The sequence below is a fragment of the Winogradskyella costae genome, from assembly GCF_013403865.1.
Classification (GTDB): Bacteria; Bacteroidota; Bacteroidia; order Flavobacteriales; family Flavobacteriaceae; genus Winogradskyella; species Winogradskyella costae.
This window is the reverse complement of sequence record NZ_JABFDK010000009.1, coordinates 69065-95550: the sequence shown is the minus strand read 5'-3', so window position 1 is coordinate 95550 and position 26486 is coordinate 69065. Positions and strand designations below refer to the sequence as shown.

21 protein-coding genes are annotated in these 26486 nt (G+C 33.5%); 5 read left to right on the top strand and 16 right to left on the bottom strand.

Annotated elements, in window-relative coordinates; genetic code table 11:
* Positions 1–51: 51 nt before the first annotated feature.
* The 4 genes from HM986_RS15560 to HM986_RS15545 form a co-directional block, all read right to left on the bottom strand.
* A complete protein-coding gene (locus HM986_RS15560) occupies positions 52–393 on the bottom strand; it encodes a DUF2853 family protein (RefSeq protein WP_179335996.1) in 342 nt (113 codons plus the stop codon).
* A 112-nt stretch (positions 394–505) separates the two neighbouring features.
* A complete protein-coding gene (gene menD / locus HM986_RS15555) occupies positions 506–2266 on the bottom strand; it encodes a 2-succinyl-5-enolpyruvyl-6-hydroxy-3-cyclohexene-1-carboxylic-acid synthase (protein ID WP_179335995.1) in 1761 nt (586 codons plus the stop codon).
* Between the two features lie 79 nt (positions 2267–2345).
* Positions 2346–3464, bottom strand: coding sequence for a chorismate-binding protein (locus tag HM986_RS15550; RefSeq protein WP_179335994.1), 1119 nt, complete (start codon positions 3462–3464; stop codon positions 2346–2348).
* A 3-nt stretch (positions 3465–3467) separates the two neighbouring features.
* Positions 3468–3893 carry a PaaI family thioesterase gene (locus tag HM986_RS15545; RefSeq protein WP_179335993.1) on the bottom strand — a complete coding sequence of 142 codons (426 nt, stop codon included), beginning with the start codon at positions 3891–3893 and terminating at the stop codon, positions 3468–3470.
* Between the two features lie 52 nt (positions 3894–3945).
* Between HM986_RS15545 and HM986_RS15540 the strand changes: the two genes are divergently transcribed.
* Positions 3946–4584 carry an alpha/beta hydrolase gene (locus HM986_RS15540; RefSeq protein ID WP_179335992.1) on the top strand — a complete coding sequence of 213 codons (639 nt, stop codon included), beginning with the start codon at positions 3946–3948 and terminating at the stop codon, positions 4582–4584.
* Between the two features lie 25 nt (positions 4585–4609).
* On the opposite strand, the gene HM986_RS15535 is transcribed toward HM986_RS15540, so the two are convergent.
* From HM986_RS15535 to dnaK, 12 genes are all read right to left on the bottom strand, one after another.
* Positions 4610–5008, bottom strand: a complete 399-nt coding sequence (locus HM986_RS15535) for a response regulator (RefSeq protein WP_179335991.1) — start codon at positions 5006–5008, stop codon at positions 4610–4612.
* Between the two features lie 2 nt (positions 5009–5010).
* The gene (locus tag HM986_RS15530; protein WP_179335990.1) at positions 5011–10305 is read right to left on the bottom strand and encodes a PAS domain-containing sensor histidine kinase; all 5295 of its coding nucleotides are present in this window, start codon (positions 10303–10305) and stop codon (positions 5011–5013) included.
* Between the two features lie 473 nt (positions 10306–10778).
* Positions 10779–11099 (bottom strand): YtxH domain-containing protein, encoded by a 321-nt coding sequence (locus tag HM986_RS15525; RefSeq protein WP_179335989.1) that lies wholly within the window; start codon positions 11097–11099, stop codon positions 10779–10781.
* Between the two features lie 129 nt (positions 11100–11228).
* Positions 11229–11594, bottom strand: coding sequence for a VOC family protein (locus HM986_RS15520; RefSeq protein ID WP_179335988.1), 366 nt, complete (start codon positions 11592–11594; stop codon positions 11229–11231).
* Between the two features lie 36 nt (positions 11595–11630).
* On the bottom strand, positions 11631–12347 hold the full coding sequence (locus tag HM986_RS15515; RefSeq protein WP_179335987.1) for a DNA alkylation repair protein: 717 nt from the start codon (positions 12345–12347) through the stop codon (positions 11631–11633).
* A 28-nt stretch (positions 12348–12375) separates the two neighbouring features.
* Positions 12376–13326 carry an RNA polymerase sigma factor gene (locus HM986_RS15510; RefSeq protein WP_246288520.1) on the bottom strand — a complete coding sequence of 317 codons (951 nt, stop codon included), beginning with the start codon at positions 13324–13326 and terminating at the stop codon, positions 12376–12378.
* Between the two features lie 62 nt (positions 13327–13388).
* Complete coding sequence (locus tag HM986_RS17775; RefSeq protein ID WP_246288519.1) at positions 13389–13604, bottom strand: RNA polymerase sigma factor; 216 nt, start codon at positions 13602–13604, stop codon at positions 13389–13391.
* 6 nt (positions 13605–13610) lie between these two features.
* Positions 13611–13958: a YciI family protein gene (locus HM986_RS15505; protein WP_179335986.1), complete on the bottom strand. Its 348-nt coding sequence runs from the start codon at positions 13956–13958 to the stop codon at positions 13611–13613.
* Between the two features lie 116 nt (positions 13959–14074).
* Entirely contained in the window at positions 14075–14509 is a 435-nt protein-coding gene (locus HM986_RS15500) for a hypothetical protein (RefSeq protein WP_179335985.1), read from the bottom strand.
* On the bottom strand, positions 14509–15456 hold the full coding sequence (locus HM986_RS15495) for an NAD(P)H-dependent flavin oxidoreductase (protein ID WP_179335984.1): 948 nt from the start codon (positions 15454–15456) through the stop codon (positions 14509–14511). The genes HM986_RS15500 and HM986_RS15495 overlap by 1 nt, the downstream gene beginning before the upstream one ends.
* 204 nt (positions 15457–15660) lie before the next feature.
* Positions 15661–16890, bottom strand: coding sequence for a class I SAM-dependent rRNA methyltransferase (locus HM986_RS15490; RefSeq protein WP_179335983.1), 1230 nt, complete (start codon positions 16888–16890; stop codon positions 15661–15663).
* 238 nt (positions 16891–17128) lie between these two features.
* A complete protein-coding gene (gene dnaK, locus HM986_RS15485) occupies positions 17129–19042 on the bottom strand; it encodes a molecular chaperone DnaK (RefSeq protein WP_179335982.1) in 1914 nt (637 codons plus the stop codon).
* Between the two features lie 271 nt (positions 19043–19313).
* On the opposite strand from dnaK, the gene HM986_RS15480 reads away from it, so the two are divergent.
* From HM986_RS15480 to HM986_RS15465, 4 genes are all read left to right on the top strand, one after another.
* Positions 19314–22853: a choice-of-anchor I family protein gene (locus HM986_RS15480; protein WP_179335981.1), complete on the top strand. Its 3540-nt coding sequence runs from the start codon at positions 19314–19316 to the stop codon at positions 22851–22853.
* Positions 22854–23022: 169 nt separating this feature from the next.
* Entirely contained in the window at positions 23023–23559 is a 537-nt protein-coding gene (locus tag HM986_RS15475; RefSeq protein ID WP_179320029.1) for a collagen-like protein, read from the top strand.
* Positions 23560–23683: 124 nt separating this feature from the next.
* Complete coding sequence (locus HM986_RS15470) at positions 23684–25108, top strand: L-serine ammonia-lyase (protein WP_179335980.1); 1425 nt, start codon at positions 23684–23686, stop codon at positions 25106–25108.
* Between the two features lie 4 nt (positions 25109–25112).
* Positions 25113–26288 carry an SH3 domain-containing protein gene (locus tag HM986_RS15465; protein WP_179335979.1) on the top strand — a complete coding sequence of 392 codons (1176 nt, stop codon included), beginning with the start codon at positions 25113–25115 and terminating at the stop codon, positions 26286–26288.
* The last annotated feature ends 198 nt before the right edge of the window (positions 26289–26486 follow it).

Genomic DNA, 26486 nt, shown 5'->3' with positions numbered 1-26486 from the left:
AAAGCGTTACAATTAAAAAATTATAACGCATAATAGTATTTGAAATATTATCTATGAATAAACAGATTCTTTTTTGAAATGCACTGCTAGTAAATAGTAAACCACTACTCTATATTTTGATCTATTAGAACGACCATATGTTTCCATTACAGAATCAATAGCTTCATCTAATTCAGCACCTTCTTTTAATCCTAATTTTTTAATTAAAAAGTTATTTTTCACCGTTGCCAATTCTTTTTCATCTGAACCAGAAACCGTAGATGAATCTGCATTGTAAATTGAAGGACCTAAACCTATAGTTACTTTAGTTAATAAATCCATATCAGCATTAACACCACATTTATCTTTTAAATCTGCTGCATACTTTACGATTAAATCATCTCTTTTACTCATGTTTCTATTTGTTTTAAGTTATTAAATTTTCAATGAAATTATACCTTTTAAAGGTAACAATTTTTAGACACAATAAAAATCAAATAGTCACATCTTTACGATTTTTGAAGATTTACTTAATGTATTTAAAAAAATCTATTAAAATCTTATCATTAATACGAGATGGTGTAAACACCTCTAATAATCTTGGCTTTCTAGCTCCTTTATAAAAGGATTCTAATTGCAGATCTAATTCTTTTTCATTTTTGGCCACAGTATATTCAAAACCGTACATTTCAGATAATTGCTTCGCAGTTAAATGATGCTTGGTTTCAAAAAAGCGATCGAAATTCTCTGTGTTTTTATCACCTGGCAAAATTCTAAAAATGCCTCCTCCTTCATTATTAATAACAATAATTCTAAAGGTTTTTGGAATATAATTGTTCCAAAGTGCATTACTATCGTAAAAGAAACTTAAGTCGCCTGTAACCAATGTTGTCCGTTTATCTGATGCCACTGCTGCACCTATTGCAGTGCTCGTACTACCATCAATTCCACTAGTACCTCTATTACAAAACACATCAATGCTTTTTGTTAGTTGAAACAATTGTGTGTAGCGTATTGCAGAGCTATTACCGACCTGTAATTGGCTTTGCTTCGGAATACTCTTTAGAACGGAATTGAAAACCTTAAAGTCAGAAAATGGAAGCGTTTGTATATAATCCTCTTGTAATTTTCGTCGTTTTTGACGTACGGCAAGCCACTGACTTTTATAAGTACTTTTGGTATGATGTGTAACTTGAGGCAAAAATGAACTTAAAAATGTATCCGGACGTAATTTAATATGTTTCTCTAAGCAAAAAAAGGTATCATTAGCTCTTGTTAAAGCAACGTGGCAATGTAACTCTGGCTTATAAGTTCTTAAGAAGGCTTTTATCCGTTTTGAAACAATTAAACCACCAAAGGTGATTAATATATCTGGCTGAAGCGCTTTAAAATCATCCTCGTCTAAAGGTGATATTAACTTATCTATACCTGGAAAAAAATCGGCATGATGTAAATTAGAAGTCGTTTCAGTGAGCACAATAATGCTATCATCATCGGCTAACTCTTGTATCCATTGTGCCTCAATAGAATTGGGTTCTAAAACCCCTACTAGAATCATTTTTCGCTTAGCACTGTGCCATACATCTAACAAGCTTTTAATCTCAAAGCGATCAATCTTATCTTCTCTACTTTTAATTTTAAAAGGCTTAGGGTTTATTGTTAATTCTTCTGTAGTTTCGTACAATGGCTCATCAAATGGGCAGTTGATATGCACTGGCCCTGAGTTTAATTTAGAAACCGTTAAGGCATCATGAATTTCAGATTCATTATGTGTTTGTATATCTTTTTGAAGTCCTAAGAAACGCTCTAACTTGTTCTCTATGCTTTTTAAAATTGCTCTTTCATTATCAGTATGCGCGTTTTCTCCCTCTTTTAAATCTAGCTTTAAATTTGCACTATACAACACATGTTCTCCATATACATTTTTTTGTTTTATAGTTTGTCCATCTCCAATATCAATCAAATGTTTTGGTCTATCAGCAGATATAACAACTAAAGGTATATTACTATAATACGCTTCTGATACAGCAGGATAATAATTTAGTAACGCACTACCCGAGGTACAAACTACAGCTACCGGTTCTTGTAGTTGCTGCGCAATCCCTAATGCAAAAAAGGCAGCACAGCGCTCATCAACGATACTATAACACTTAAAAAAATCATCGTTTGTAAAACCTATAGTTAAAGGCGCATTTCTACTACCTGGTGAAATAATAATATGCTTTACATTATGTGTTTTACATAAGGTGACTACAGTTTGAGATAAAGGTATTTTAGAGTATTTCATATAAATACAAAATTACCTAATAAAAGGAAATAATAAAATAGAGCATCAACTAAAAAAAATAACTAATTGCGTTTTATATTTAATTTAGTACAGTATTTATTGTCGTTGTTTTATTTACGGTTTCTTCCCATTCCTTCTCTGGATCAGAATCTTTAGTAATACCGCCGCCTACATAAATTTTTGCTTTAGAGTCTTTGAGTTGCATACATCGTAAATTCACATAAAAATTAGACTGTGTTTTTACAACAGCATAAGCATTATTTTCAACGTTACGCCTATTAGTATTGCGCGTTCTACTTTGTTTGAGGTTTAATTCACCTAAAAAACCAGTGTAATATTCTCGGTTATAGTTTTCATGATTAAGAATGAAGTCCTTTGCTTTAAGTTTAGAGAATCCACAAACCGCTGGAGTTGGGTGTAAAGCTTCTATTATAGATTTTAAATCGGCATCATCTTTTAAAATACTTATAATTCTCGTTTTAAGATGTAATAAATTGCCGGCTCTAACAGTATCTACTTCTGATATCGTGATGCTTGAGGTATAAGGTTTTAATTGTTCTGTAATAAAATCCGTAACAATTTGCTGTTCTTCAAACTCTTTGTTTGTCCAATTCGGTTCCGACTCACTTTGATAGGGTTGGGTTCCTGCTAAAGAGATTGTGGTAAGTCGTTTACCTTCAATCTTTAATAATAATTCTGGTGTAGCTCCAATCCATAACCCTACTTTAGGATGATACCAGCAGTACACCATTGCATTTGTATAAGTATTAAACAGACGTTTAAAAATCGTTAACGGATTAGTATCTTGACGTGGTTTCGTTTCACACCTCGATAATACTACTTTTTGTAAATCGTTACTTAAAATACTATCGATCCCTTTAGAAACTAAATCTATATGTTGAGTTTTCTCAATTTCACTTTGCGTAATTGCGGTAGATTCAAAACCTTCAACTTCTAGGTTATCAATTATTACTTCAGAATATAAACACGTTTCTTTTGGAAAAAGAATACTGTTTTTCTTAAGGTCGAAAGGCGCAAATAAAAACCCACTTTCGCTAAAATTTTCTGATTTATAAACAACATCATCCTCTTGCAACCAACATTTAATTATTGAATTAATTGGCCTACTATAAACCACAAAAGGTAAATTGTTTTTGTATTGCTGCTCTAAAGCATCAAAAAAGGATATGGCATCCATTTCTTATTTCTTTTTTGGAAGTGAAATAGTAGATAATCTACATATTGAAATTAGATTATCGGCTTCATCTGTTACTCTAATATCAAGTAACTGCGTGGTACGTCCTTTATGTAAAAAAGTAGCTTTAGCATAGATAAAACCTTCTGTTATACTTTTTAAATGATTTGCTGTAATTTCTATACCACGAACAAACATATTCTCGGTATCTATAAATATATGCGATGCAAAACTACCTACACTTTCTGCTAAAGCGGCAGTCGCTCCACCGTGTAATACGCCGTCTGGTTGATACACTTTGGATGTTACAGGCATTCTGGCCACTAGGAAATCATCTCCAAAGTCCACCATTTCAATATCTAGGGTCTCCATTAGAGTGTTTTTGCTTGCTAAATTCGCTTTTGCTAAGAAATCCTCTTTACTCATTTGCATATAAAATAGTATTTTTGAATCGATCACAAAGATACAGAAACCGCCTAGAAAAATGAATTCACAAGAGAAAGAAATCTCATACAGCAGCACCAACTCCTACTCTACGTTAAATACACTTACTAAGCGTACAAAAACGGTTTGGTTGGTGTGTCATGGCATGGGGTATATGAGTCGCTATTTTCTGAAATACTTTAAAGGTTTAGACTCTGAAGAAAATTATATCATTGCTCCTCAGGCTCCAAGCAAATTTTATATACAACCAAAAATGCATGTTGGAGCTAATTGGTTAACGCGTGATAATACTGAGGCCGGAATGGACAATATTCTAAATTATTTTGATGCGGTATTAGAGGTTGAACGAATTCCTGAGGGTATTAATTTTATCGTTTTCGGTTATTCTCAAGGTGTTAGTGTGGCTATGCGCTATATTGCAAAACGCCAGCTACAATGTAACCAGCTTGTTCTTCATTCTGGTGGAATTCCGAAAGAACTAACAGCTAAAGATTTTGAGTTCCTAACGAGAGACACCAAAGTAAAATTAATTTATGGCACCGAAGATGAATACTTAGATGATCAAAGAATTCAATTAGAATCAGCACGTGCTAAAAATCTATTTGGGGATAAGGTTTCTTTTGTGCCTTTTAAAGGAACACATGTGGTTAATGTAGCGATTATTGCTAAATTAGTATAAGACTAATTTAGCAATAAAGCCCCTTTTAAAGATTAGCCATAATTTCTTGTAATTGCCCCGCCTTTATGGGCTTTATAATATAATCCGATATTTCGGTAATATTCTTAGCTCTCTCCATATCTACAGGATCTACAGAAGAAGATACCATATAGATTGTTATTTTCTTGTTTAATTTAGGTTTAATCCTTGCATATTCTTCCATAAATTGAAAACCATCCATAATTGGCATATTAATATCTAAAAATATGACATCTGGAAGTTCTTCATTATTATCAAGGTTATCTATTAAAAACTCTAAGGCCTCTTCTCCATCGGAAAAAAGACTTATTTTCTCATCTAAATCAATGGACTTAAGTATTTTAACAATGGTAAATTGATAGATATCGTCATCATCAATTACACATATATTGTAATTACTATTCATAATCAAAAAATTATTGTAAACGTTGTCCCTTTATTTACTTTACTCGATACTTTAATAGCTCCACCCATAGCTTCAATTTGTGTTTTGGTCATGTATAACCCCACTCCTTTAGCGTCTGGATGTCTGTGAAATACTTTATTTAAACCAAAAATTTTATTACCATGTCTATCTAAATTTATACCTAAACCGTTATCGGTTATTGTTAATATAATCTTTCCTTTATAGTTTTCTGATTCAATCTTAATCTTTGGGTCTCTATCTTTAGACCTATATTTAATGGCATTTCCAATCAAATTTAGGAAAATACTTTCTAAATAAATTTTATCATAATTAATTGATGGCAATTTAGAAAAATCCGCATTAATTATAGTATTTGTTTTTAATATTTCTCCACTTAAAATTTCTATGGTTGTTTTTAACACCTCTTCAAATTTAATATCTTCCTTATCTCTAGAATTATCGCTTCTAATTTTTAAAGCTTCAACTAATGTATTTAAGGTTAATGTAAGGTGATTAATAACGGCTTCGAATTTTTTAAATAAAAACTCCTTTTCTTCATTATCATCCGATTCTACATAAAACCCTAAAAGAGAATTTAAATTACTTACTGGAGCACGAAGATTATGAGACGTAATATGTGCAAAATCTGCAAGTTGACTATTTTGTATAATTAACTTCTGAGCTAAAACCTCTAAATCATTTTTTGCATTTATTATTTTAGTTTGAGCGGTTTTTTGCTTCGTTATATCTCGTATGGCAGCCGAAATTAATAAACCTTCTTCTGTTTCTAGTGGACTTAAACTTATTTGTATCGGTATTTCTCTTCCATTTTTATTTAAAGCGAACAACTCTTTTTCTTTTCCAACTCCCATAGCTCTGATATTTAGCTTAGAGAAAAAGTCTTCACTATTAGAAGCATCCCCTTCAGAAGGTTGTTTAGGAATAAGTATTTCAACTGATTTGTTAATTAATTCTTCTGCTGAATACTCAAACAATTTTTCAGCTTGTTTATTAATAAGTTGAATATTTCCTTCTGCATTTACGATTACCATGGCATCTGGTGCTGACTCTAACAATCCTCTAAATTTGTTCTCTGCCATTCTTTGTGCAGTTACATCTTGGCAAGTACCAACCATTTCAACAACATTACCGAGACTATCTAAGGCAACTTCAGCCAAAAGCTGTATAGTTTTAACGGTTCCATTAGCTAATGTTATACGATGCATTAAATCGATGACTTTTTTATCGCGAATTGACTTTTCAATATGTGCCGTTACTCTTTCTTTATCATTTACATGAACAAAACTAAAGTAGGTATCGTATGTTACCGTTGTATTTTCTTCTACTTCAAATATATTATAAAGGTTGGCTGACCATTCAACACCATTTGTTATAAGGTTCCACTGCCAATTCCCCATCATCGTAATTTTTTCAGCAAAAGTCAATAACTGATTTTTACGTAGAATTTCAATTTCTGCTTGTTTTTGAGCTGTGATATCTCTGATGGCGGCTGATAGCAGTAATCCTTGCTCTGTTTGCAGAGGACTAAGACTTACTTGAATAGGAATCTCCTTACCCGACTTATTTAGGCCATATAATTCATTTCTTGCCGTTGATAAACGTTTCTCAGGGTCGCCTTCAAAAAATTTCTCGCGATGCTGATTATGCATAGTTGCAAATCTTTTAGGAATCAGCATTTCTATACGCTCCCCTATTAGCTCATCTGCATGATACCCAAATAATTTCTCTGCCTCTTTATTAATTAATTGAATTTCGTCACTTTCATTAACAATTACCATAGCATCGGGAGCCGATTCTAATAAGCCTCTAAACTTATTTTCTTCCATTTTTTGCTCACTAATATCTTGGCAAGTCCCCATCATCTCAATAACCTCACCTTGCTCATTTAATATAACTTCTCCTAGAAAATGTACCGTTTTGATTTTTCCAGTGGTGGTAACAATACGGTGTATGAAATTACTTGGGAACTTTTTTAATGCGAATGAATCCTCAACATACTTAGCTATATAGTCTTTATCATCTGGATGAACATAACCGTAAAACGTGTCATATTTTAAATTCGTTAAACTTTCATCATGCTCGAATATTTTATACAGATTAGAAGACCACTTTAAGCTATCTGTAGCAACATCCCATTGCCAATTCCCCATCATCGTAATTCGTTCGGCAAAACTTAAAAAGTGATTTTTACGGATAAGTTCTGTTTCTGCCATTTTCTGGGCTGTTACATCTTGGCACGTCCCTATAATTTCTGTAACATCACCACAATCATTTGTAGTAACCTGAGCTAGAAGTTGAACAATTTTTATCGTACCATCTTTTAACTGAATCCTATGTGATATATTGGTAAACGTTTTTTCTTCAATAGTCTTAAGCATATGCTCAGCGACACGCTCTTTATCCTCTGGATGCGTGTGTTCTAAGTAGGTATTTAATGTGGTATATGTGTTTTCATCTAATTGAAAAATACGATAAAGGTTGGCTGACCATTTAACGGTTCCTCTTGAAATATCTACTTGCCAATTCCCCATCAGCGTTATTTCCTCTGCAAAATTTAGTATTTGATTTTTTCGTAAAATCTCATTCTTTGCTAATTGCTTTTCCGTAATATCAAAAGCCACACCCAAAAATCCAATTTTCTCACCTTGCTCATTCCTAATTGCAGTTAAGGTTAACTCTACAGGAAACGTAGAACTATCTTTTCTTATATAAGTCCATTCTCGCGTATCATATTCATTTCGTTTTGATAATTCTAAATACGGATCAAACCCATCAGGGTCTATACCATATTTTTCTGCTATATCTATTCTAAATTGATCTAACTCCTCTTCCAAATGATAAATTTCAGGACTTTGTAATCCAACCATTTCTTCAGTTGAATAGCCTAACAAATGTTCGGCTCCACTATTAAAATGACTAAATACACCATTATTATCCGTAGAGACAATTGCAATAGGGCCAGAATTAAAAATCGCTTTTAACTGCATATGCGCATTATTCAATTCTATTTCAGCGCCTTTAGCTGCCGTTATATCTTGACTAGTGCCATTTATTATTATAACCTCTCCTTTACCATTTGTAATGACCTCTCCTAAAACCTGAATGATCTTTATCATTCCATTACCAGTTATGATACGGTGTGTAAACTTGTTGAACGTTTTTTTCTCTATAATATCCTTTATATATTTATCCACAAAATCTTTATCATCTGGATGAACCAAATCAAAAAAGATTTCAAAATTTAAAATATCATTATCTTTATTAAGGTTAAAAATATTATATAGATTCTTAGAGCTCTCAATATTTCCAGTCGCTAAATCCCATTGCCAATTTCCTAATAATGTAATCTCTTCAGCAAAATTTAATTGTTTATTCTTTTGCAACAACTCATTTTGAGCCATTCTTTTTTCTGACACATCTGTAGATACCCCTAAAAATCCAATAACCTTGCCTTTCTCGTCTTTAATTGAAGTTAGCGTTAATTGAACAGGGATAGTGGATCCGTCTTTTCTAAGATAATTCCATTCTCGCGTATCGTAAGCATCATATTTTGCTAATTCTTCTTGCGCACTAAAACCTAGAAGACTTTTTCCATATTGCTTAGCTATATCTGCTGTAAAGGCATCTAATTCCTTTCTTAAATGATACACAATAGGCCTTTCTAAACCAATTATTTCTTCTGCAGAATACCCCGTTAAGACTTCTGCCCCAGGATTAAATTTATTAATTATACCATCTCTAGTTGTTGAAACAATAGCAATCGCTTTAGAGTTAAATATGGCTTTTAGCTCTGTATGAGCTTTATTTAAAGCAATCTGAGAAAGTTTCTTCTCATTTACATCTTGAAACACTCCAAAAACTCGTATACATTTTCCATCTACTATTTCTGCTTGGCCAATAGCACGTGTCCAAACAATATTACCTTTCAATGTTACTAATTCGACTTCTACATCATAAGACGTGCCGTTTTCCATGGCTTCATTCACGGCTTTTTTAATAGTATCTCTGCTAATTCCTTCTTTAAAAAATTCTATTGCATTTTCCAAATATGGTTGAAAACCTTCAGGTGCTTCATGTATTTCGTAAACCATTTTACTCCAAAAAATGGTGTTTTTTATTAAGTCTATATCCCATGTCCCTATACGAGAAACCTCATTAGATTTTTCTAGAATTTTTTCTACACGAATTTTTTCATCTTCTTTTTCTTTGATATGTGTTATATCACCGGTATGCATTAGCAAACCGCCAATCTTACCTTCAGAAATATACCAAGGGCGTACATCCCAAAAGATCCATTGTACCGTTCCATCTGCACGAACAAAGGGAGCTTCATCACAAGTGTCAATGGCGCCATTTAAACACTTTTGATGATTCATTTTCCATTCCTCTCCTATTTCTGGGAAAAGATCATAATGACTGCGACCAACAATATCTTCATCTTCCATTTTATAATCTGTTATCCAACGTTGAGATACCGCTATATATCTCATATCGTTATCTAACATAGCAATAGCAGTAGGAGCCTGCTCAATAAATACTCTATTGTAAGTGTCTTTCTTCTCTAAGTCTGTTTTAAGACTTGTTAATTCTGATAAATTCTCTGTTACCCTAGCTTCAGATTTAGCTAAATCGTTATTCACTTTTAAGAGCTTATCATTTTGGTCAAATAATTGCTTTAGTGCAGGCATAAGGATAAACAGGAATTCTCCCATTAATATCAATATCGCAACTAACCCAAGGAAGTAAAGCGTTTGTAAAAGATTTTCAAGATTTTCATCTGCACGTTCTTGATACTTTTTAATAGTAGCTTGCATCGTTAGGAAATATGGTAATTCTGCTTCCGCAATAATATCTGTATCCTTAGCAATAAGATTTTTATCAGAATTCTTAATAATATTTCTACTTGATCTTATAATTTTTTGAGATTGCCTGCCCGTAATTTTAAGTAAAGAATCTAACACCTTACTTTCTCCTTCTTGCTTATTTACAGAGTCCAGATGGCGATGTGTACTTTCAAATTCATCGACATAGCCTTTAAGAAGCTCTCTTGTTTCTGAACTAATAATATCCTCATCACTACTTTCAAAAGAATATACCAGGCTGTTCATGCGTTCATTTAACAAACACTGCTCAGAGGCCTTACTAATTAATAAAGCCACTTTTTTTTGATCATTAACGCTGCTTTGAAGAATAAATAATGCAGCTACAATGATCAAAATAATTGTAGATATAAATAATAAATACCTTTTCTTAATTGAATGTTCTAATCTCTTCATTAATCGTTTTTCAATAGTCCATACACCTGTTTAACAAACCGATTCGTTTAGATATATTTCTTATGTTTTATTTTTAACTACAAAATTTTACTAACATATAACATGAGACACATTCAATTCATTAAGAGTCACTTATAAATAAAAAAAAGACGAATATGACTTGGGGCAAATACGTATAGATAAAACGTTAAAATACAAAATTTTAGTTAGTTTTACTAAATGTCACACTTTAGTTGAGGTGAATTAGTTTAAAAAGAACACTTCTAAATAATACGCTATAACTATAGAAAATATAATAATCAATACAAATATCTAAACGGCGTAAATTGCATATTGAAAACTGAATAGTTCTAACAAAAAAAAAGAGCACTATAAATAGCACTCTTTATCAACATTATTCTATAATCCCCCCTAAGTGTAAAACAAATTACACAGCGAATTCCAATCCGTGTTATTTTATTTAGGGCTTCACATTAACTTGTTTTCTGAAGGATTTTATTTTTATCTTTTAAAATCGCTAATTGCTTTTCTAAAAACGTAATGGCTTGCTCTGTTTTATAACTCGACTTTGATGCGAAATCTTCTAAATCTTGTTTAAACTTCTCTTTACCAGAAGACGCTGCTTTAGATAAATCTTCTTTGACTTCTGTAAAATCATTAGTGATTTGATCTTTAATCTCTTTACCTTCTTTTTTAAGCTTATCTCTTGCAACACTGCCTTTTTCTGGTGCTAATAAAACGCCTGCCGCTGCTCCAATTAGCGCTCCTACTACTAATGCTCCTTTATCAATCATAACCTTTCTTTTTTTTAAAATTAAACATGTATTCTATATGATACGTCGTAAAACAGACTATTTTGTTACAAACAAATTTAGTGCCAAGAGTTTATGAAAATATTAAGCTATTAAAAACGGTTATTTAACTTATGTGTTGAATTCACCAAAATGCCAAAGTATACCTGAAGGGTCATGAAGAAAAAACTCATTTCCCCAATCGTTATAGACAATTTCTGAACATCTCACGTTTTCATACTGTTCAACTAAACCACTTTGTTTCAATTGCTTTAAATGATGTTGAACATTAGCAACTTCAAGAAAAACCATAGTATTATCAATCCAATCTTTGGTGTAATAATCTTGTAAATAAAAGGCGAATTCTCCGGTTTTAAATACAGACATGTTATGAGAAATAACAAATTCTTGAAAGCCTAAATCTTTATAAAATTCTCTTGAAAGCTTATAATCTTTAGCTCCAATAAATAGTCTTATGGATTTTGGTTTTAGTTTCATATATTTTAATTATGAATAATTAATTAACAGTCTTATTTAGTGAACCTTAACAATCGGAATTCTATAAATAGCTCTCGGATAATCTGACATTCTTATGCCTTCTTTCTGTAATTCGGTTAAAGCATTTTTGGCAATCCATTGGGCTGATTTACTTTCAAATTCTAAGATTTCATTGGCCACTTCTATGGCCTTTCTATTGAGGTCAATATTACGTTTACCGATGTTTCTTAAAGCCCAATTCACGGCTTTTTTAACGTATATCTTATCATCATTGGCTTCGCGTTTTATGATTGTAAAAAATTGCTCAAACAAGTTGTTATCTGAGGTTTTGTCTGCCATGCAATACGATGCTAAAGTGGCAAAAGCTGCCCTTTTTTCAAATTCTGGATCTCTATTTGACCATTCTAATATTTTGGCTGATGCAATGTCACTTTTTGAAAACAATCCCATGCAAAAAGAATCGCAAATTTCCCAATTTTCAAAGGTCTTCACCCATTTTTCCATGAGGTCTTCTGTAACATCTTTGGGTTTAAATAGTTTACTGCATAATAGACGGGCTTCATAAATACCACTATCAAAAAGTTGTAAAGCGAGTTCATTATCTGAACCAATGTCCTTGGCTATTACTTTTAAATCTTGGTGATAAATGCCTAGGGAATTATTTGAGATAACTCCGAATTTCTTTGCCTTAAATGCCACTTTATCTTTATCTTGTAAGTCATATAGACCGTTTATGATTTCAGTGTAAGTCATGTAATCGATTCTTTTTTTTAAGTAAAAACTATAAAGTCCAAGTTGTTTTTTTCTTCAATAAATATACTTTCTCTAAAGTATTAGTCACTGTTTCTAAAGCTAAGTTAATATGCAGCAAAGCTTCATCAAAATTATCGGTTCCTGCATAATAATCTGCTTTTACTGCGTAAAATAAATAAGCACGTTGCTCTAATTCTTCAGGTTTTAATTGTTTTAAATACGCATTCGCTGTTTTGTAATCCTTAGTTTGCATGGAAATTACTGCCATAGTTAACAAGTGCGATGCCATGGGTTGTAATCGATATAATGCTTGGTACCATTGTAAAATTTTATTCCAATTGGTAGCTTCAAAAGTTTTAGCTTTTAAATGTTCGGCAGCAATGGCGGCTTCATAATGATAACATGAAAAATAGTCCGTTTCCACAGCTTTAAACATCATAGTATTGCCAAGTTCAATTAATGGCATATGCCATAAGGCTCTGTCTTGTTGTTTTAAATCTTGCACTTCATTATTGACGTTTGTTTTGGCTTCTAATCTTGCCGAATGAAAACAAAACAATGCAAAAAGCGCATAGCATTCTGGTAATTGTGTTTGTTTATGGTTGAGTAATAATTGACATAAACGTAAGGCTTCACCACATAGATCTTCTCTAATTAACTGGTCCTTAGTATTAGAATGAAACCCTTCATTAAAAATAAGGTATAACACTTCTAATACGCTATCTAAGCGTTCTTGTAAGTCTTTGCCTTGTGGAATATTGAATTGTAAATTAGCTGATTTAATCGCTTTGCGAGCACGTAATAATCGTTTTTTTACCGTTTCTTCTTTAGTGAGTAATGCAGAAGATATTTCTTTAATACTGAATCCGGAAACCGTTTTTAAAGCAAATGAAATGCGCTCTATAGCATCTAATTTTGGATGACACGCTGTAAATATCATTCTGAGCTGAGCGTCTTCAATTTCTGAATCTAAAAACAATTCATTTATGGCGATGGCATCTGTCCCTTGCGTAATATGAAGACTATTATTCTTTTGAGCTTTTAAGGTTCTAAAACTCTATTTTTAGCTGCTTTTGTGAGCCATGCTTCAGGATATTCTGGTTGTTCTTTTCTCCAAGATAAGCTCGCTTTTATAAAGGTGTCTTGTACGGCATCTTCAATGATATCGAGATGTTGCAATCCAAATATTCGTGTTAAAACAGAAACCATCTTTCCACTGTGATGGCGAAAAAGATGGTCTATGAGTTTTGGTTCCATTATTAATTATTGGTCGAACACCATAATTTCACGAATTTCCACTGTATTTCCTAAATCATAATCCGGAAAATCTTTAGCAATTTCCTGTACGGCATCAAAATCCTTAGCTTTTATCAAATAAAAACCACCGACTATTTCTTTAACTTCTGCAGAGGTTAAATCGGTAACGGTTCTGTCTTTACCCGTAACACGTCTAATTTGTGGTGTTAAAGCTTCGCCTTCTTTCAAAATGCCTGCTTGTTCCATTTTGGCTCCCCAAGTAAACCATTTTTCCATTCGGCTTTGTAACTCTTCTGGTGACATGCCTAAATCAACATACTCTTTACCAACGAAAATCATCATAAAATCTTTCATAATTTTTTAAAATTTAATAGTTATATCCTTATGACGTTTACCAAAAGATAAAAGAGGACAATTATTGAAAAAAATTCGAAATAAATATATTAACTTTTTTCTAAAGTAGTATGTTATTATTTAAAAGGCAAGGCATTAGGTGTATAATAATATTGAAATTCTATAATTTCACCTGTATCTAAAGTGTCGCGAGCCATAAGATAATAACTTTCACCAACGTGATTACTGAAATACGATTTTGCGGCATGAAACGTAATAACATCACCTGGTTGGTAGTGTTTTACAGACTTTACATCTTCGTAATCTAAGTTAGAATCTTCATTAACTACCAAATTATAATGACTAAAACGTAGATTATCTTTATTCCAACGAATAGTACTCACTTCTTTTACGAGTTGTGGTTCATTTAAAAAAGAGACATAGGGTTCTTCATCGGATATATCTTTTTTAGACTCGTATAAAATAAAAAAGAGTATAATTCCCACCACGAGAACACCTAAAATTACAATAGTCAATACAATATATTTAATAACGTTAGAAGTTGTAGCCATTAATTGACTAGTTTATTTACAATGGCGCTTACAGGTAGAATTTCAGTAGTATGCTCAATACTTGGCCCAGCAACCCAAACCGTTTTGTAAGTCGCTTTTTTCGCAGCATTTTCGGTAGCTTTCATTCCTATTGAAAAACGAATCATCTTCACCCATTTTTTTAAGCTTTTATTTCTATTTAAAAGGTTTTCAATCCAAGTAGATTTAGTTCCAATTTTTTGAACATAAGGCGTATTGATTACAGTACAAGGAGTGCCTGAAATTCGTTCTGTCATTATAATGTCTTTTTCACCGTAATCTACACACGCCTGTTTATAGTCGTCTGTTACACCAGCTTCAATTGAGGCGATAAAAGGACTTCCAACAGAAACTCCTTCTGCTCCATAGTTTAACATTCTATCTATATCTGATTTGCAGCCTACTCCTCCTGCAGAAATTACAGGAATTGATAATTCTTTATTTAATAAACTTGTTAAGTCCTCTGGCGATAAATTACCCCTATGCCCGCCAGCTTCGTTATTTACAGCAATTGCAGCGTCTGCACCTAATTGCTCAACCTTTTTAGCAAATCTTAAATCCGTAACATCACAAAACACTTTTATACCTACAGCATGTGCCTGTCTAATCGTTTCTTCCGGACTACCCAAAGAGGTAATGATAAAATCGCAACCTTCTTCACATATCACTTCTAATTGCCCTTTGTACTTAACATTGGATTTGTTTACAATTAAATTGAATCCATAAGAACCGCCTTTCACCTTATTAGCTTTTAGCTCTTTTATAGCTGTCCTTAACTCATCTAACGTTCTATAGTTTAATGCCGGTATACACCCCGCAATCCCCGCCTTCATCGCTTCTGTTACCATGGCTACATTAGAAACTAGAAACATTGGCGCTTGGATAATTGGGTATTTAATATCGAGTAATTCAGTAAGTTTGGTTTGCATAGTTTTTTGCTAATAAAATGAAAAACATATTAATATCACTTAAATGATATGATTACAAATATAAAGTAATTTATTATGCATGCATAGCAGTTAATTACGAATTATGAAATAAATCTAGTCATTATTAGGATAAAAATAAAATTAGCCCTCGGAATTGTGAAATCTTAATTAGGTCATTCTATCATAAGTTAACCAATAATTGAATTATTCCAAAAATCGATAATAGCCACATTTTAAATAGGCGCCCTCGGGAAATGCTATTGGGTGATCACTATCGTGTTTAGTTTTTAATTCCGTTTCAAAAAGTCGCGATTGAGAATTTAAGACTTGAGAATTCAAATCAAAGAAAGCTTGTGCCAATACTCTCGAAGAACACGATGCTAAAACTAAAAGTCCATTTTTAGCAGTCAGCTGCTCACCTAGTTCGGCTAGTTGTGCATATTTCTTTTTCGCTAAATCAATCTCAGATTGTTGCTTTGCAAAACTAGGTGGATCTATCACAACCACATCAAAAGTTTTACCTTTTGCTATTAAGGTCTTCATTTCTGCAAATGCATCTCCAGAAATAGTTTTATGTTGACCTGAATACGCATTTAACTTTCCATTTTCGCGAGCCATATCTAACGCTTGCTTACTAATATCTAAACTTGTGACATCGGTTGCTCCCTTTGCCAAAGCGTGTACTGAAAAGCCACCAGCGTAAGAAAACACATCTAAAACCGATTTACCTTTACTCAATTCTCCTACTCGTCTTCTATTATCCCTATGATCTAAGAAATAGCCTGTTTTATGACCTTTTATAACGTTGGCAGAAAAATTGACACCATGCTCAATAAATTTAACGACCTCATTATCTAACGTACCGTAAATGACTTCTCCATCTTTTAAAGCATGTTTAGCACTATTTTGAAGACCTCTACTCAAACGCATTACCATGGTTTCCGCTTTTGAAATTTGTTGTAAACTTTTTAAAATAGACTCTAAATACGGCAACCATATTTCAGAATACACTTTTACAACTAAAACCCTATTGTATACATCAGCTATAAGTCCAGGAAAACCATCATTCTCACCAAATAAAAGTCGGTAGCTATTGGTATTCGTTTGAAGTAATTCTGAACGTTTCTCAAAAGCCAATTCTATTTTATGATGAAAAAAAGCAGCATTAACCTCAACTTTAATGTCAGCATTGTGGATAATCTTAATACGGATTGGAGAATCAGCATCATATAACCCTAAGCCAACAACTTTGTTTTTATTCTTGCTAAAAATTATGGCTAAATCACCTGTTTCAGCTTCGTCATTTATTTTCACAATACTATTAGAAAACACCCAAGGATGGCCTTTAACAACGAATTGTTCGCCTTTTGCATTAAGCTTTACAGCTAATCGTTTTGGTACGTAATTAGAAGGTATTTGATATGAAAAAGACATGCTTATATTTTAGGCTTCGAAAGTACGAAACTAAATGACAATGTTTTTAATGAGACCTTAGGAATATGGTATTATAAAACAAAAAAACGCAATCAAATTAATGATTACGTTTTTTACTATATAATTTCAGTCTTTAGCTTCTTAAAGCTTCTGACTTTAATTGGTGTTGACATTCCAAAACAAGTTTGGGATAAGTAATTCTCTCAAAATATGCCTAAAACATATTTTAGTTCTCTACTTACTTAACTTCTTCGAAGTCTACATCTTCAACATCACTACTATCATCAGCAGCTTGTCCTTTTGCACCTGCACCTGCGTCAGTTGGTCCACCTTCTGGGGCTCCACCTTCTGCTTGTGCTTTATACATTTCTTCACTTGCTACTTTCCATGCTTCGTTGATTTTATCTAAAGCAGGTGCAATCACAGCGATATCTTTTGTTTCATATGCTGCTTTCAATTCTTCAAGAGCCGACTCAATTGGCGCTTTCTTATCATCTGATAATTTATCACCGAATTCTTTCAACTGGCTTTCAGTTTGAAAAATCATAGCATCTGCCTCATTCAATTTATCAGCAGTCTCTTTTGCTTTAGCATCTGACTCAGCGTTTGCCTCTGCATCAGCTTTCATCTTTTGAATTTCCTCTTCAGTTAATCCAGATGACGCTTCAATTCTGATATCTTGAGTTTTGTTTGTTGCTTTATCTGTAGCAGATACTTTAATAATACCATTAGCATCAATATCAAACGTTACTTCAATTTGAGGTGTTCCTCTTCTTGATGGTGGAATTCCGTCTAAGTGGAAACGACCAATCGTTTTGTTATCTGCTGCCATTGGACGCTCACCTTGTAAAACGTGAATCTCTACTGATGGCTGATTGTCTGCTGCTGTTGAGAATACTTGCGATTTCTTTGTAGGAATCGTAGTGTTAGACTCAATTAACTTCGTCATTACATTACCCATAGTTTCGATACCTAATGATAATGGAGTAACGTCTAATAAAAGAACATCTTTTACATCACCACTTAATACACCACCTTGAATTGCTGCACCTAAAGATACAACCTCATCAGGATTCACACCTTTACTTGGAGCTTTTCCGAAGAAAGCCTCAACTGCGTTTACAACTGCAGGAATACGTGTAGAACCACCAACTAAAATAACTTGGTCAATATCAGATTTTGATAAACCTGCTGCTTTTAATGCAGAAGCACATGGCTCAATAGTACGTTTAATTAAATCATCAATTAACTGCTCAAATTTAGAACGTGTTAAAGTACGTACTAAGTGTTTTGGTCCGCTAGCTGTTGCTGTAACGTAAGGTAAGTTGATTTCAGTTTGTGCAGAAGATGATAATTCAATCTTCGCTTTTTCAGCTGCTTCTTTTAGACGTTGTAAAGCCATAGGGTCTTTACGTAAATCCATAGACTCATCAGCGATAAATTCTTCAGCTAACCAATCGATAATACGTTCGTCAACATCATCTCCACCTAAGTGAGTATCACCATCTGTAGATAAAACTTCAAATACACCATCACCCAATTCTAGGATAGATACATCATGTGTTCCTCCACCAAAATCAAATACTACGATTTTTTGGTCAATACCTTTTTTGTCCATTCCATAAGCCAATGCTGCAGCTGTAGGTTCGTTTATAATTCTACGAACTTTAAGTCCTGCAATCTCACCAGCTTCTTTTGTAGCCTGACGTTGTGCATCGTTAAAATATGCTGGCACTGTAATTACAGCTTCAGTCACATCTTGACCTAAATAATCTTCAGCAGTTTTCTTCATTTTTTGAAGAATCATAGCAGATAATTCTTGAGGTGTATATAAACGACCATCAATATCCACTCTTGGCGTATCATTGTCACCTTTCACAACAGTATATGGTACACGCTCTGCTTCTTTTGTAGACTCAGAATACTTGTTACCCATAAAACGTTTAATAGAATAAACTGTTTTTGTTGGGTTAGTAACCGCTTGTCTCTTTGCTGGATCTCCAACTTTAATTTCACCACCTTCTACGAAAGCGATAACCGAAGGTGTTGTTCTTTTACCTTCAGCGTTTGGGATTACAACTGGCTCATTACCTTCCATTACAGAAACACAAGAGTTGGTTGTACCTAAATCAATTCCAATAATCTTACTCATAATTATATTTGTTATTTGTTTTCCGCTTTCACGGAAAGTATCGTGTTATTACTTTTTTAAACTCGGTATATATTAGTCAATGATTATGCCATGACAAAAAATATGACATGATGTCACTTTAATAAATTGTTAAGAGATAACGCACTACACAACATTAAGAATACGTCTACATAACCTTATTAAAAATTTCTTCATTCTTTAATAATACTGAGCTTATAATCAAGTCACGTATGGTTAATAGTTTTACAAGAACTTAAAACAACCAAAAATTATGAAACACACTTTACATTTATTTTTTATCTTTTTTACCTGTTTTGCTAGTGCTCAATTAAGCACTGGAGACATGGCGTTTACTGCTTTTCATGCCAATGACGATGATGATTTTGCTATGGTTACATTTGTTGATATACCAGCAAATAGCATTATTTATTTTTCTGATAAAGAATGGACAGGTACTGAGTTTAATTCTGGTGAAGCTAATTACGAATGGCAAACAGGCACAAATATAATTAATGCCGGAACAATTATTACATTTTATACTATTAGTGACATACCAAGCGTGTCACACGGAACTATTGTTGGGGAACCTGGTGGAATTTCAGCCTCAGCAGAAGCCATATTTGTATACCAAGGTACAGATATAGATACACCAACGACTTTTATTACGGCTGTTGCCAATTCATCCTCTGCTTACGATGATGGTGCTGGCACAGGACTAACAGGTACAGGACTTACCGAAGGTTCTACTGCCTTAACATATGCGAACGGAACGTCTTTAGCTGTTTACAATGGACCAAGAACAGGTTACACAGCTAACGGTTATATTGTTAATCTAAATGACATGAGCAATTATAACTTTGAAGACACAGCTATTTTACCTTTTGATACGACTCCGTTTATAATCGCAACGACAGATACTAACCCGCCTAATGTTGCTAACGTATATTCATTAAATCAGACGACTACAGAAGTTGTGTTTACTGAAGCGGTCACACAAACTACAGCAGAAGCTATGGCTAATTATGCTTTTAGTCCTGCTTTAACAATTAATTCAGTTGTTTATGACAACACCTCGTTAACAGCAACTCTTACACATTCAGCTTTAACTGAAGGTTTAGCTTATAACGTTAGCATTAACAATCTTGAAGATACATATGCAAATACACAAACTACAGCTTATGTGAGTGATGCTTTTTATTACAATGCATTAACCACTGGTTTAATCATTACTGAAATTATGTATAACGCTCCTTCTGATGACTCTAATGCGTTAGAGTTTTTAGAGATCTATAATCATAGTGATACTTCAGTTAATTTAGGTGGTATAACAGTTAATGATGAAGGTAATTTCTTTTTTACATTTCCTGAAATGACATTGGCTCCAGAAGGCATTGTTTTATTAGCAACTGACAAAGCTTCTGCCGATGCCTTTTACGGAGTGACATTTTTAGATATGCCACAGGCTATTTCTAACGCTTTAGGTAATGGTGGTGAATTATTAGAAATTAAAAATTCTGAAGGCACTGTCATATCTCAAGTTGAATATAGCGATGATGCTCCTTGGCCAACCACTGCAGATGGTGATGGCCCTTCTTTAGAATTAGTGAATCCTGAAGGAGATTTTAACCAAGGTACTAATTGGTTGCCTGCAACGAGCTTAGTTGGCCCATCTCTTGGTGACAATGTTTATGCCTCACCAGGAACTTATAGTCCTATTATCAATGTGACTCCACAGATTAGTTTTGCCGAAAGTACTTATGTTATTAGTGAAGATGGAACTAGCCTTGAGGTTTCAATAGAGTTATCTGCATCTACTGCTAACATCGTTTCAATAGATGTTAGTTTAGTTACCGAATTATTAACAGCTACAGAAACTGATGATTTTACTTTTACAAACCAAACCATAGATTTTCCTGCTAATTTTACAGATGCAATTTCAATAACAATTCCTCTTGTTGATGATGCTCTAGCAGAAATGGATGAACTTTTCATTTTAAGGCTTTCAAATCCTATTAATGGTACTTTAGGTGCTTATGAAACTACAGGAGTTTATATTATAGATAATGATACGGCGACACCTGCGGCAGCTGATCTTTTAGATATTACTTATTTATCTAGTTATTTAGTAGATGGTGCAGGTTCTGCAGAGATTGTGGCTCACGATCCGGTTTCAGAACGTCTATTCGTTTTAAATTCAATAGCTCAGAAATTAGAGATAATCGACTTCTCTGATATCAATGCCATTTCTACAATCAGTGCTATCGATTTATCGACCTATGGTGATCCTACAAGTGTGGCTTACATGAATAATATCGTCGCTCTTGGGATTTCAAAAGGACCTTTAGAAGATGGTGTTGTTGTATTTTGCGATATTAATGGCACAATCTTATCGACCGTAACCGCTGGAAATCTTCCTGATATGGTAGGATTCACTCCTGATGGCACAAAACTTTTGATCGCTAACGAAGGCCAACCAAATGATGATTATTCTGTAGATCCTGAAGGCAGTATTTCCGTTATAGATGTTACTGGAGGACTAGGAAATATTTCTCAAGCGGATGTTACAAGTATCAACTTTAACAGTTTTGATAGTCAATTGGCCTCATTACAAGCTGCAGGTGTTAGAATATTTGGCCCAAATGCTTCAGTATCTCAAGACTTAGAACCAGAATACATTTCATTCTCAAGTGATTCACAAACGGCTTATGTAACGCTTCAAGAAAACAATGCTATTGGAGTTATCGACTTAAGAACAAACAGTATTACATCTATATTACCATTAGGTTTAAAAGATCATGCTTTAGCAGGAAACACATTAGATGCTTCTGATGATACGGACTTTATTTTCTTAGCGAATTGGCCTGTAAAAGGAATGTACATGCCAGATGCTATGGCGTCTTACGAAGTGGGAGGTGTGACTTATTTAGTAACGGCCAATGAAGGTGATGCTAGAGAATACGACACATTTGAAGAAGAAGAGCGCGTAAGCGATTTAAACTTAGATCCAACAGTTTTTCCTAATGCTGAATTCTTACAATTAGATAGCAACTTAGGACGATTAACTGTTACAAACGTTAATGGTGATTTAGATGATGATGGTGATTTTGACGAAATTCATGTGTTAGGTTCACGTTCTTTTAGTATTTGGAATACAGCCACAGGTGCATTGGTTTTTGATAGTGGTGATGACTTTGAACGTATTACTGCAAATGACCCAACTTATGGAGGTTTATTTAACGCGAGTAACAGTAATAACAACTTTAAAAACAGAAGTGACAATAAAGGTCCTGAGCCAGAAGGTGTCACTATTACAGAAATTGATGGTCAGGTTTATGCGTTTATCACTTTAGAACGTGTTGGTGGTTTTATGACCTATAACATTACTGATCCTAACAATGCTGTTTTTGAAAAGTACATTAACAATAGAGATTTAGGTGACGATGAAGGTGGTGATTTAGGTCCTGAAGGCATAATATATGTGACTCCAGAACATAGTCCTAATGATACTGGCTTAGTAATTATGGCAAACGAAGTAAGTTCTACATTAAGCTTCTATGCACTTAATAATAACTCTTTAAGTGCTGATGAATTTACTTTACAGTCTGAAGCTTTAAAAATGTTTCCTAATCCTTCAAAATCTAACCAAACAGTATACTTTAATAAAACGGTATCTGTTTCACTATTTGATCTTCAAGGTCGTGAAATAGTGTCTAAAGAAAATACAATGGATTTTCAATTGCCAACTTTAACTGCTGGTACCTATATCTTGATAACAAAAAATGGTGAAAGCTTTAAGCTTTTAATCAAATAAATCTGCTAATTTATGTCCATGAAAAGCACCTTCAATTGAAGGTGCTTTTTTTATTGTAATAATTCCATTCAATTTTTATTTGAAAGTTAAATCTTAATAATATCTAAAAGGGCATGTTGTTTGATAACAAATAGCAATACATTAGTAATTAATTAAATTTTATATCATCATGAAAAAAATAACCTCTTTATTATTTGCCCTTACCTTTATATTAACCTCTTGTACAGGAGATCAAGGCCCTCCTGGTTTTGATGGTGCACCAGGTATACCAGCAGATGAATATGCTGCTCAGTCATTTGAGGTATCGCCAATTAATTTTCAATACGATAACGATACAGGTCTTCAGGAAGTAATTGTAGCTTTGCCTTATGACTTACTAGATAGCGATGTTGTTTTAGTTTATAGATTAGATGAAGTAGTAACTATTGATGGACAAGACACTGATGCATGGTCGCCGCTTCCTCAAAACTTCTTTCTTAACGACACTGATATTATTCAATACGTATTTAATCATACTTTTGCTGATGTTAAATTGTTAATAGATGGAAACTTTAATCTTTCAACTTTAGATGCTGGTTTTACTCAAAACCAAGTTTTTAGAATCGTTATTTTACCTGCAGATCCTGTTAATAGCCTTGATATTGATTTTACAAACTTAGACAGTGTCATAGAAGCATTTCATATAACAGAGTTTGAAACACTATAAACTTACTTTCAAAGAAAAACACAAAGCCTGAAGATTCAATTTTCAGGCTTTTTTTATTTCGGAAATTGACACCATTGAATTAACATCTACCTATATTTGTATTTAAACAAAAACGATTTCGTAAATGGAGTGTATTTCAGTTTTCGACATGCTAAAAATTGGTGTAGGCCCTTCAAGTTCTCATACATTAGGACCTTGGAGAGCAGCAGAACGTTGGATTAAAGAATTAAAAGACAAAAACCGTTTTGATAAGGTTGAAAAAATAACCGTAGATTTATATGGTTCTCTATCTTTAACAGGAAAAGGTCACGCTACTGATTTTGCTGTAATCTTAGGCCTGACAGGTGCAGATCCAGAACGCATGCCTATTGAAGATATTAGCACCATTATCGATGAGGTTAAAACTACCAATGTTTTAATGTTTAATAATGAACGTGCAATTCCTTTCGATTTTAAATCCAATATTGTTTTTAACAGAAAAGCACTACCCTTTCATTCTAACGGAATGATTTTTACAGCGCTAATCAACGGTAGAAATTACAAATACACCTACTACTCTATTGGTGGCGGTTTTGTAGTGCAAGAAGAACGGAAAGTCTCTAAAGCAAACAAAATAATATTCTACTGTACTTTTCCTTATCCTGTCGCTTATGGGACAGAATTACTGAAATTTTGCGAGCAATTACGACTACCAATATCTGGAGTCGTTTTAGAAAATGAAAAATCGATAAGAGATGAATCTGAAATAGATTTTGAATTAAAACGCATTTGGAATACAATGCTAGAATGCATGTATACAGGTTGCCATACCGAAGGTAATTTACCAGGTGGACTTAATGTAAGACGCCGTGCTTTTGACATGCACAAAAATATAATTGGAGACAATACTTACGAAAACCCTCAAGAATGGCTAGAAACCATTAGAAAAACGGAAGTTAAATTTCGTCAGATTCTAAAATGGGTAAGTTGTTTTGCTTTAGCAGTCAATGAAGTTAATGCCTCTTTAGGTCGTGTGGTAACCGCTCCTACGAACGGAAGTGCTGGCGTTATTCCATCGGTATTAATGTATTACTTAGTGATTGAAAATCATGAAGCGGATTTTGAACATATTAAAAAATTCCTTTTAGTGGCTAGTGAAATAGGAAGCATATTTAAAAAGAATGCCACTATTAGTGCTGCTATGGGAGGCTGCCAGGCCGAAATTGGAGTATCCTCTGCCATGGCAGCTGGTGCTTTAACCGAATTATTAGGAGGAACACCAGAACAAGTTTTAGTTGCTGCAGAAATTGCTATGGAACATCACTTAGGTTTAACTTGTGATCCTATTGGTGGTTTAGTTCAAATACCGTGTATAGAACGCAATTCTATGGGAGCCATTAAAGCTATTAACGCTGCCGAATTAGCTTTAGATACAGATCCCAAAAACGTAAAAGTCCCATTAGATAAAGTAGTTCAAACCATGTGGGAAACCGCAAAAGACATGAGTTCTAAGTATAAGGAAACCTCTGAAGGTGGTTTGGCCGTTGGAGTTCATTTAACAGATTGTTAACCTAATGAATTTAAAAATACTTTATATATGTCTTTTTGTTTCAACCGTGATTCAAGCTCAAAATCACCACTATTTAAACGCTGATACACGCCTTTATAATGAAGCTAACGAAAGCGAAGGTTTTAAAGGATATTTTAAAGTCAATGCGCGTGTTGAAGTACTTTCTGCACAAACATCTGATTGGAGTTTTGTTAAAGCGGATAATAACACTAAAGGCTATGTGCAATCAAAACACCTTTCCGACAAGCCCATTTCAAGTCAAAATACAGTAGAAGACAGTGATAATCCCATTTTAAATGGCGACACCTATTATGGTGGACATCATTTATTTGTGACTGTGGCCTCTCTAAGAGCAAGAGCAAAACCCAGTTTGTCTGGAGAAATTAGAGCCATCTTAACCATGGGTGAAGCTGTGCCTATAAAATATATACCGATTGAAAAAGAGGCATGGGTAAATATATCTAACAACAAATACATTCAGAGAAAATATATTAATGAACGTCCAGATTATGATGCTTTAGCATTGTCTTATGCTAATATAGAAAAAGATAATTTTGAAGAACGCTTGAAGATTGCTGAACGTTTAGTAGAGTTGGCTTGGAATAGTGGCTATGCCTATCTAAAATCTGCTTATCTTGTTTTACTCGATGTCGCTAAGGAAAGTAATAATACAGCATTGATTACATCTACACAAATGTATTTGACTTTAGCTGATGGTTTAGAACATTCATTACCACATGAATCTGTTACAGAATTTATAAAAAATGTGAGTTTTAAAATAAAAGGTGTACAAATAAACAAGCTAATGGTAGACTTAAATACGGTAATTAACACTTACGGGCAACCTTTAAAAATCGAAAGCATAAGTGATGAATGCGGGGTCTATTATAGTAGTACATTTTACCATTATAAAAACATGACGTTATCTGTTAATGTTGAAGAAAACATAGGAGAAATCGTAGAAGTTGTTTTAGATAAAAATAGCATCTTTATTATGAACGAAAACTCTATTTTAGATCATACCGTAACTGAAAATGAATTCATAAAATTATACTCCAAGTACATAATAACTAGCATACAAAATCTACATACATATACCATTTTAAATGCTTATGGAGGCTATAATATCAATTTTAAAAATGGTAAGATCTATAGCATTACGCTATTCAACCTTTGCTAATTATTACAGTCGTCGCATCGCTTCCGATCTTCCAAACAAATGATTCCCCATTAGTCTTCAAATTAACAGAAAATAATTACACCTCAATGACTCATTTTTCGATCCTACCAAAACTCAAATAGTAACCAAGTGGTTACAGTGTAATGTTCGTTCAAATTACAGTTTTGATAGTATTTGTGTCTTAGAATAATCAAAAGC

Bases quoted from the DNA above. Each gene is read 5' to 3' on its own strand.
- HM986_RS15535 (WP_179335991.1), bottom strand. From the start codon at position 5,008: ATGAATAGTAATTACAATATATGTGTAATTGATGATGACGATATCTAT.
- HM986_RS15495 (WP_179335984.1), bottom strand. From the start codon at position 15,456: ATGCAAACCAAACTTACTGAATTACTCGATATTAAATACCCAATTATC.
- HM986_RS15540 (WP_179335992.1), top strand. From the start codon at position 3,946: ATGAATTCACAAGAGAAAGAAATCTCATACAGCAGCACCAACTCCTAC.
- HM986_RS15520 (WP_179335988.1), bottom strand. From the start codon at position 11,594: ATGAAACTAAAACCAAAATCCATAAGACTATTTATTGGAGCTAAAGAT.
- HM986_RS15475 (WP_179320029.1), top strand. From the start codon at position 23,023: ATGAAAAAAATAACCTCTTTATTATTTGCCCTTACCTTTATATTAACC.
- HM986_RS15505 (WP_179335986.1), bottom strand. From the start codon at position 13,958: ATGAAAGATTTTATGATGATTTTCGTTGGTAAAGAGTATGTTGATTTA.
- HM986_RS15470 (WP_179335980.1), top strand. From the start codon at position 23,684: ATGGAGTGTATTTCAGTTTTCGACATGCTAAAAATTGGTGTAGGCCCT.
- HM986_RS15465 (WP_179335979.1), top strand. From the start codon at position 25,113: ATGAATTTAAAAATACTTTATATATGTCTTTTTGTTTCAACCGTGATT.
- HM986_RS17775 (WP_246288519.1), bottom strand. From the start codon at position 13,604: ATGGAACCAAAACTCATAGACCATCTTTTTCGCCATCACAGTGGAAAG.
- HM986_RS15545 (WP_179335993.1), bottom strand. From the start codon at position 3,893: ATGCAAATGAGTAAAGAGGATTTCTTAGCAAAAGCGAATTTAGCAAGC.
- HM986_RS15560 (WP_179335996.1), bottom strand. From the start codon at position 393: ATGAGTAAAAGAGATGATTTAATCGTAAAGTATGCAGCAGATTTAAAA.
- HM986_RS15500 (WP_179335985.1), bottom strand. From the start codon at position 14,509: ATGGCTACAACTTCTAACGTTATTAAATATATTGTATTGACTATTGTA.
- HM986_RS15490 (WP_179335983.1), bottom strand. From the start codon at position 16,890: ATGTCTTTTTCATATCAAATACCTTCTAATTACGTACCAAAACGATTA.
- menD (WP_179335995.1), bottom strand. From the start codon at position 2,266: ATGAAATACTCTAAAATACCTTTATCTCAAACTGTAGTCACCTTATGT.
- HM986_RS15530 (WP_179335990.1), bottom strand. From the start codon at position 10,305: ATGAAGAGATTAGAACATTCAATTAAGAAAAGGTATTTATTATTTATA.
- HM986_RS15550 (WP_179335994.1), bottom strand. From the start codon at position 3,464: ATGGATGCCATATCCTTTTTTGATGCTTTAGAGCAGCAATACAAAAAC.
- HM986_RS15515 (WP_179335987.1), bottom strand. From the start codon at position 12,347: ATGACTTACACTGAAATCATAAACGGTCTATATGACTTACAAGATAAA.
- dnaK (WP_179335982.1), bottom strand. From the start codon at position 19,042: ATGAGTAAGATTATTGGAATTGATTTAGGTACAACCAACTCTTGTGTT.
- HM986_RS15480 (WP_179335981.1), top strand. From the start codon at position 19,314: ATGAAACACACTTTACATTTATTTTTTATCTTTTTTACCTGTTTTGCT.
- HM986_RS15525 (WP_179335989.1), bottom strand. From the start codon at position 11,099: ATGATTGATAAAGGAGCATTAGTAGTAGGAGCGCTAATTGGAGCAGCG.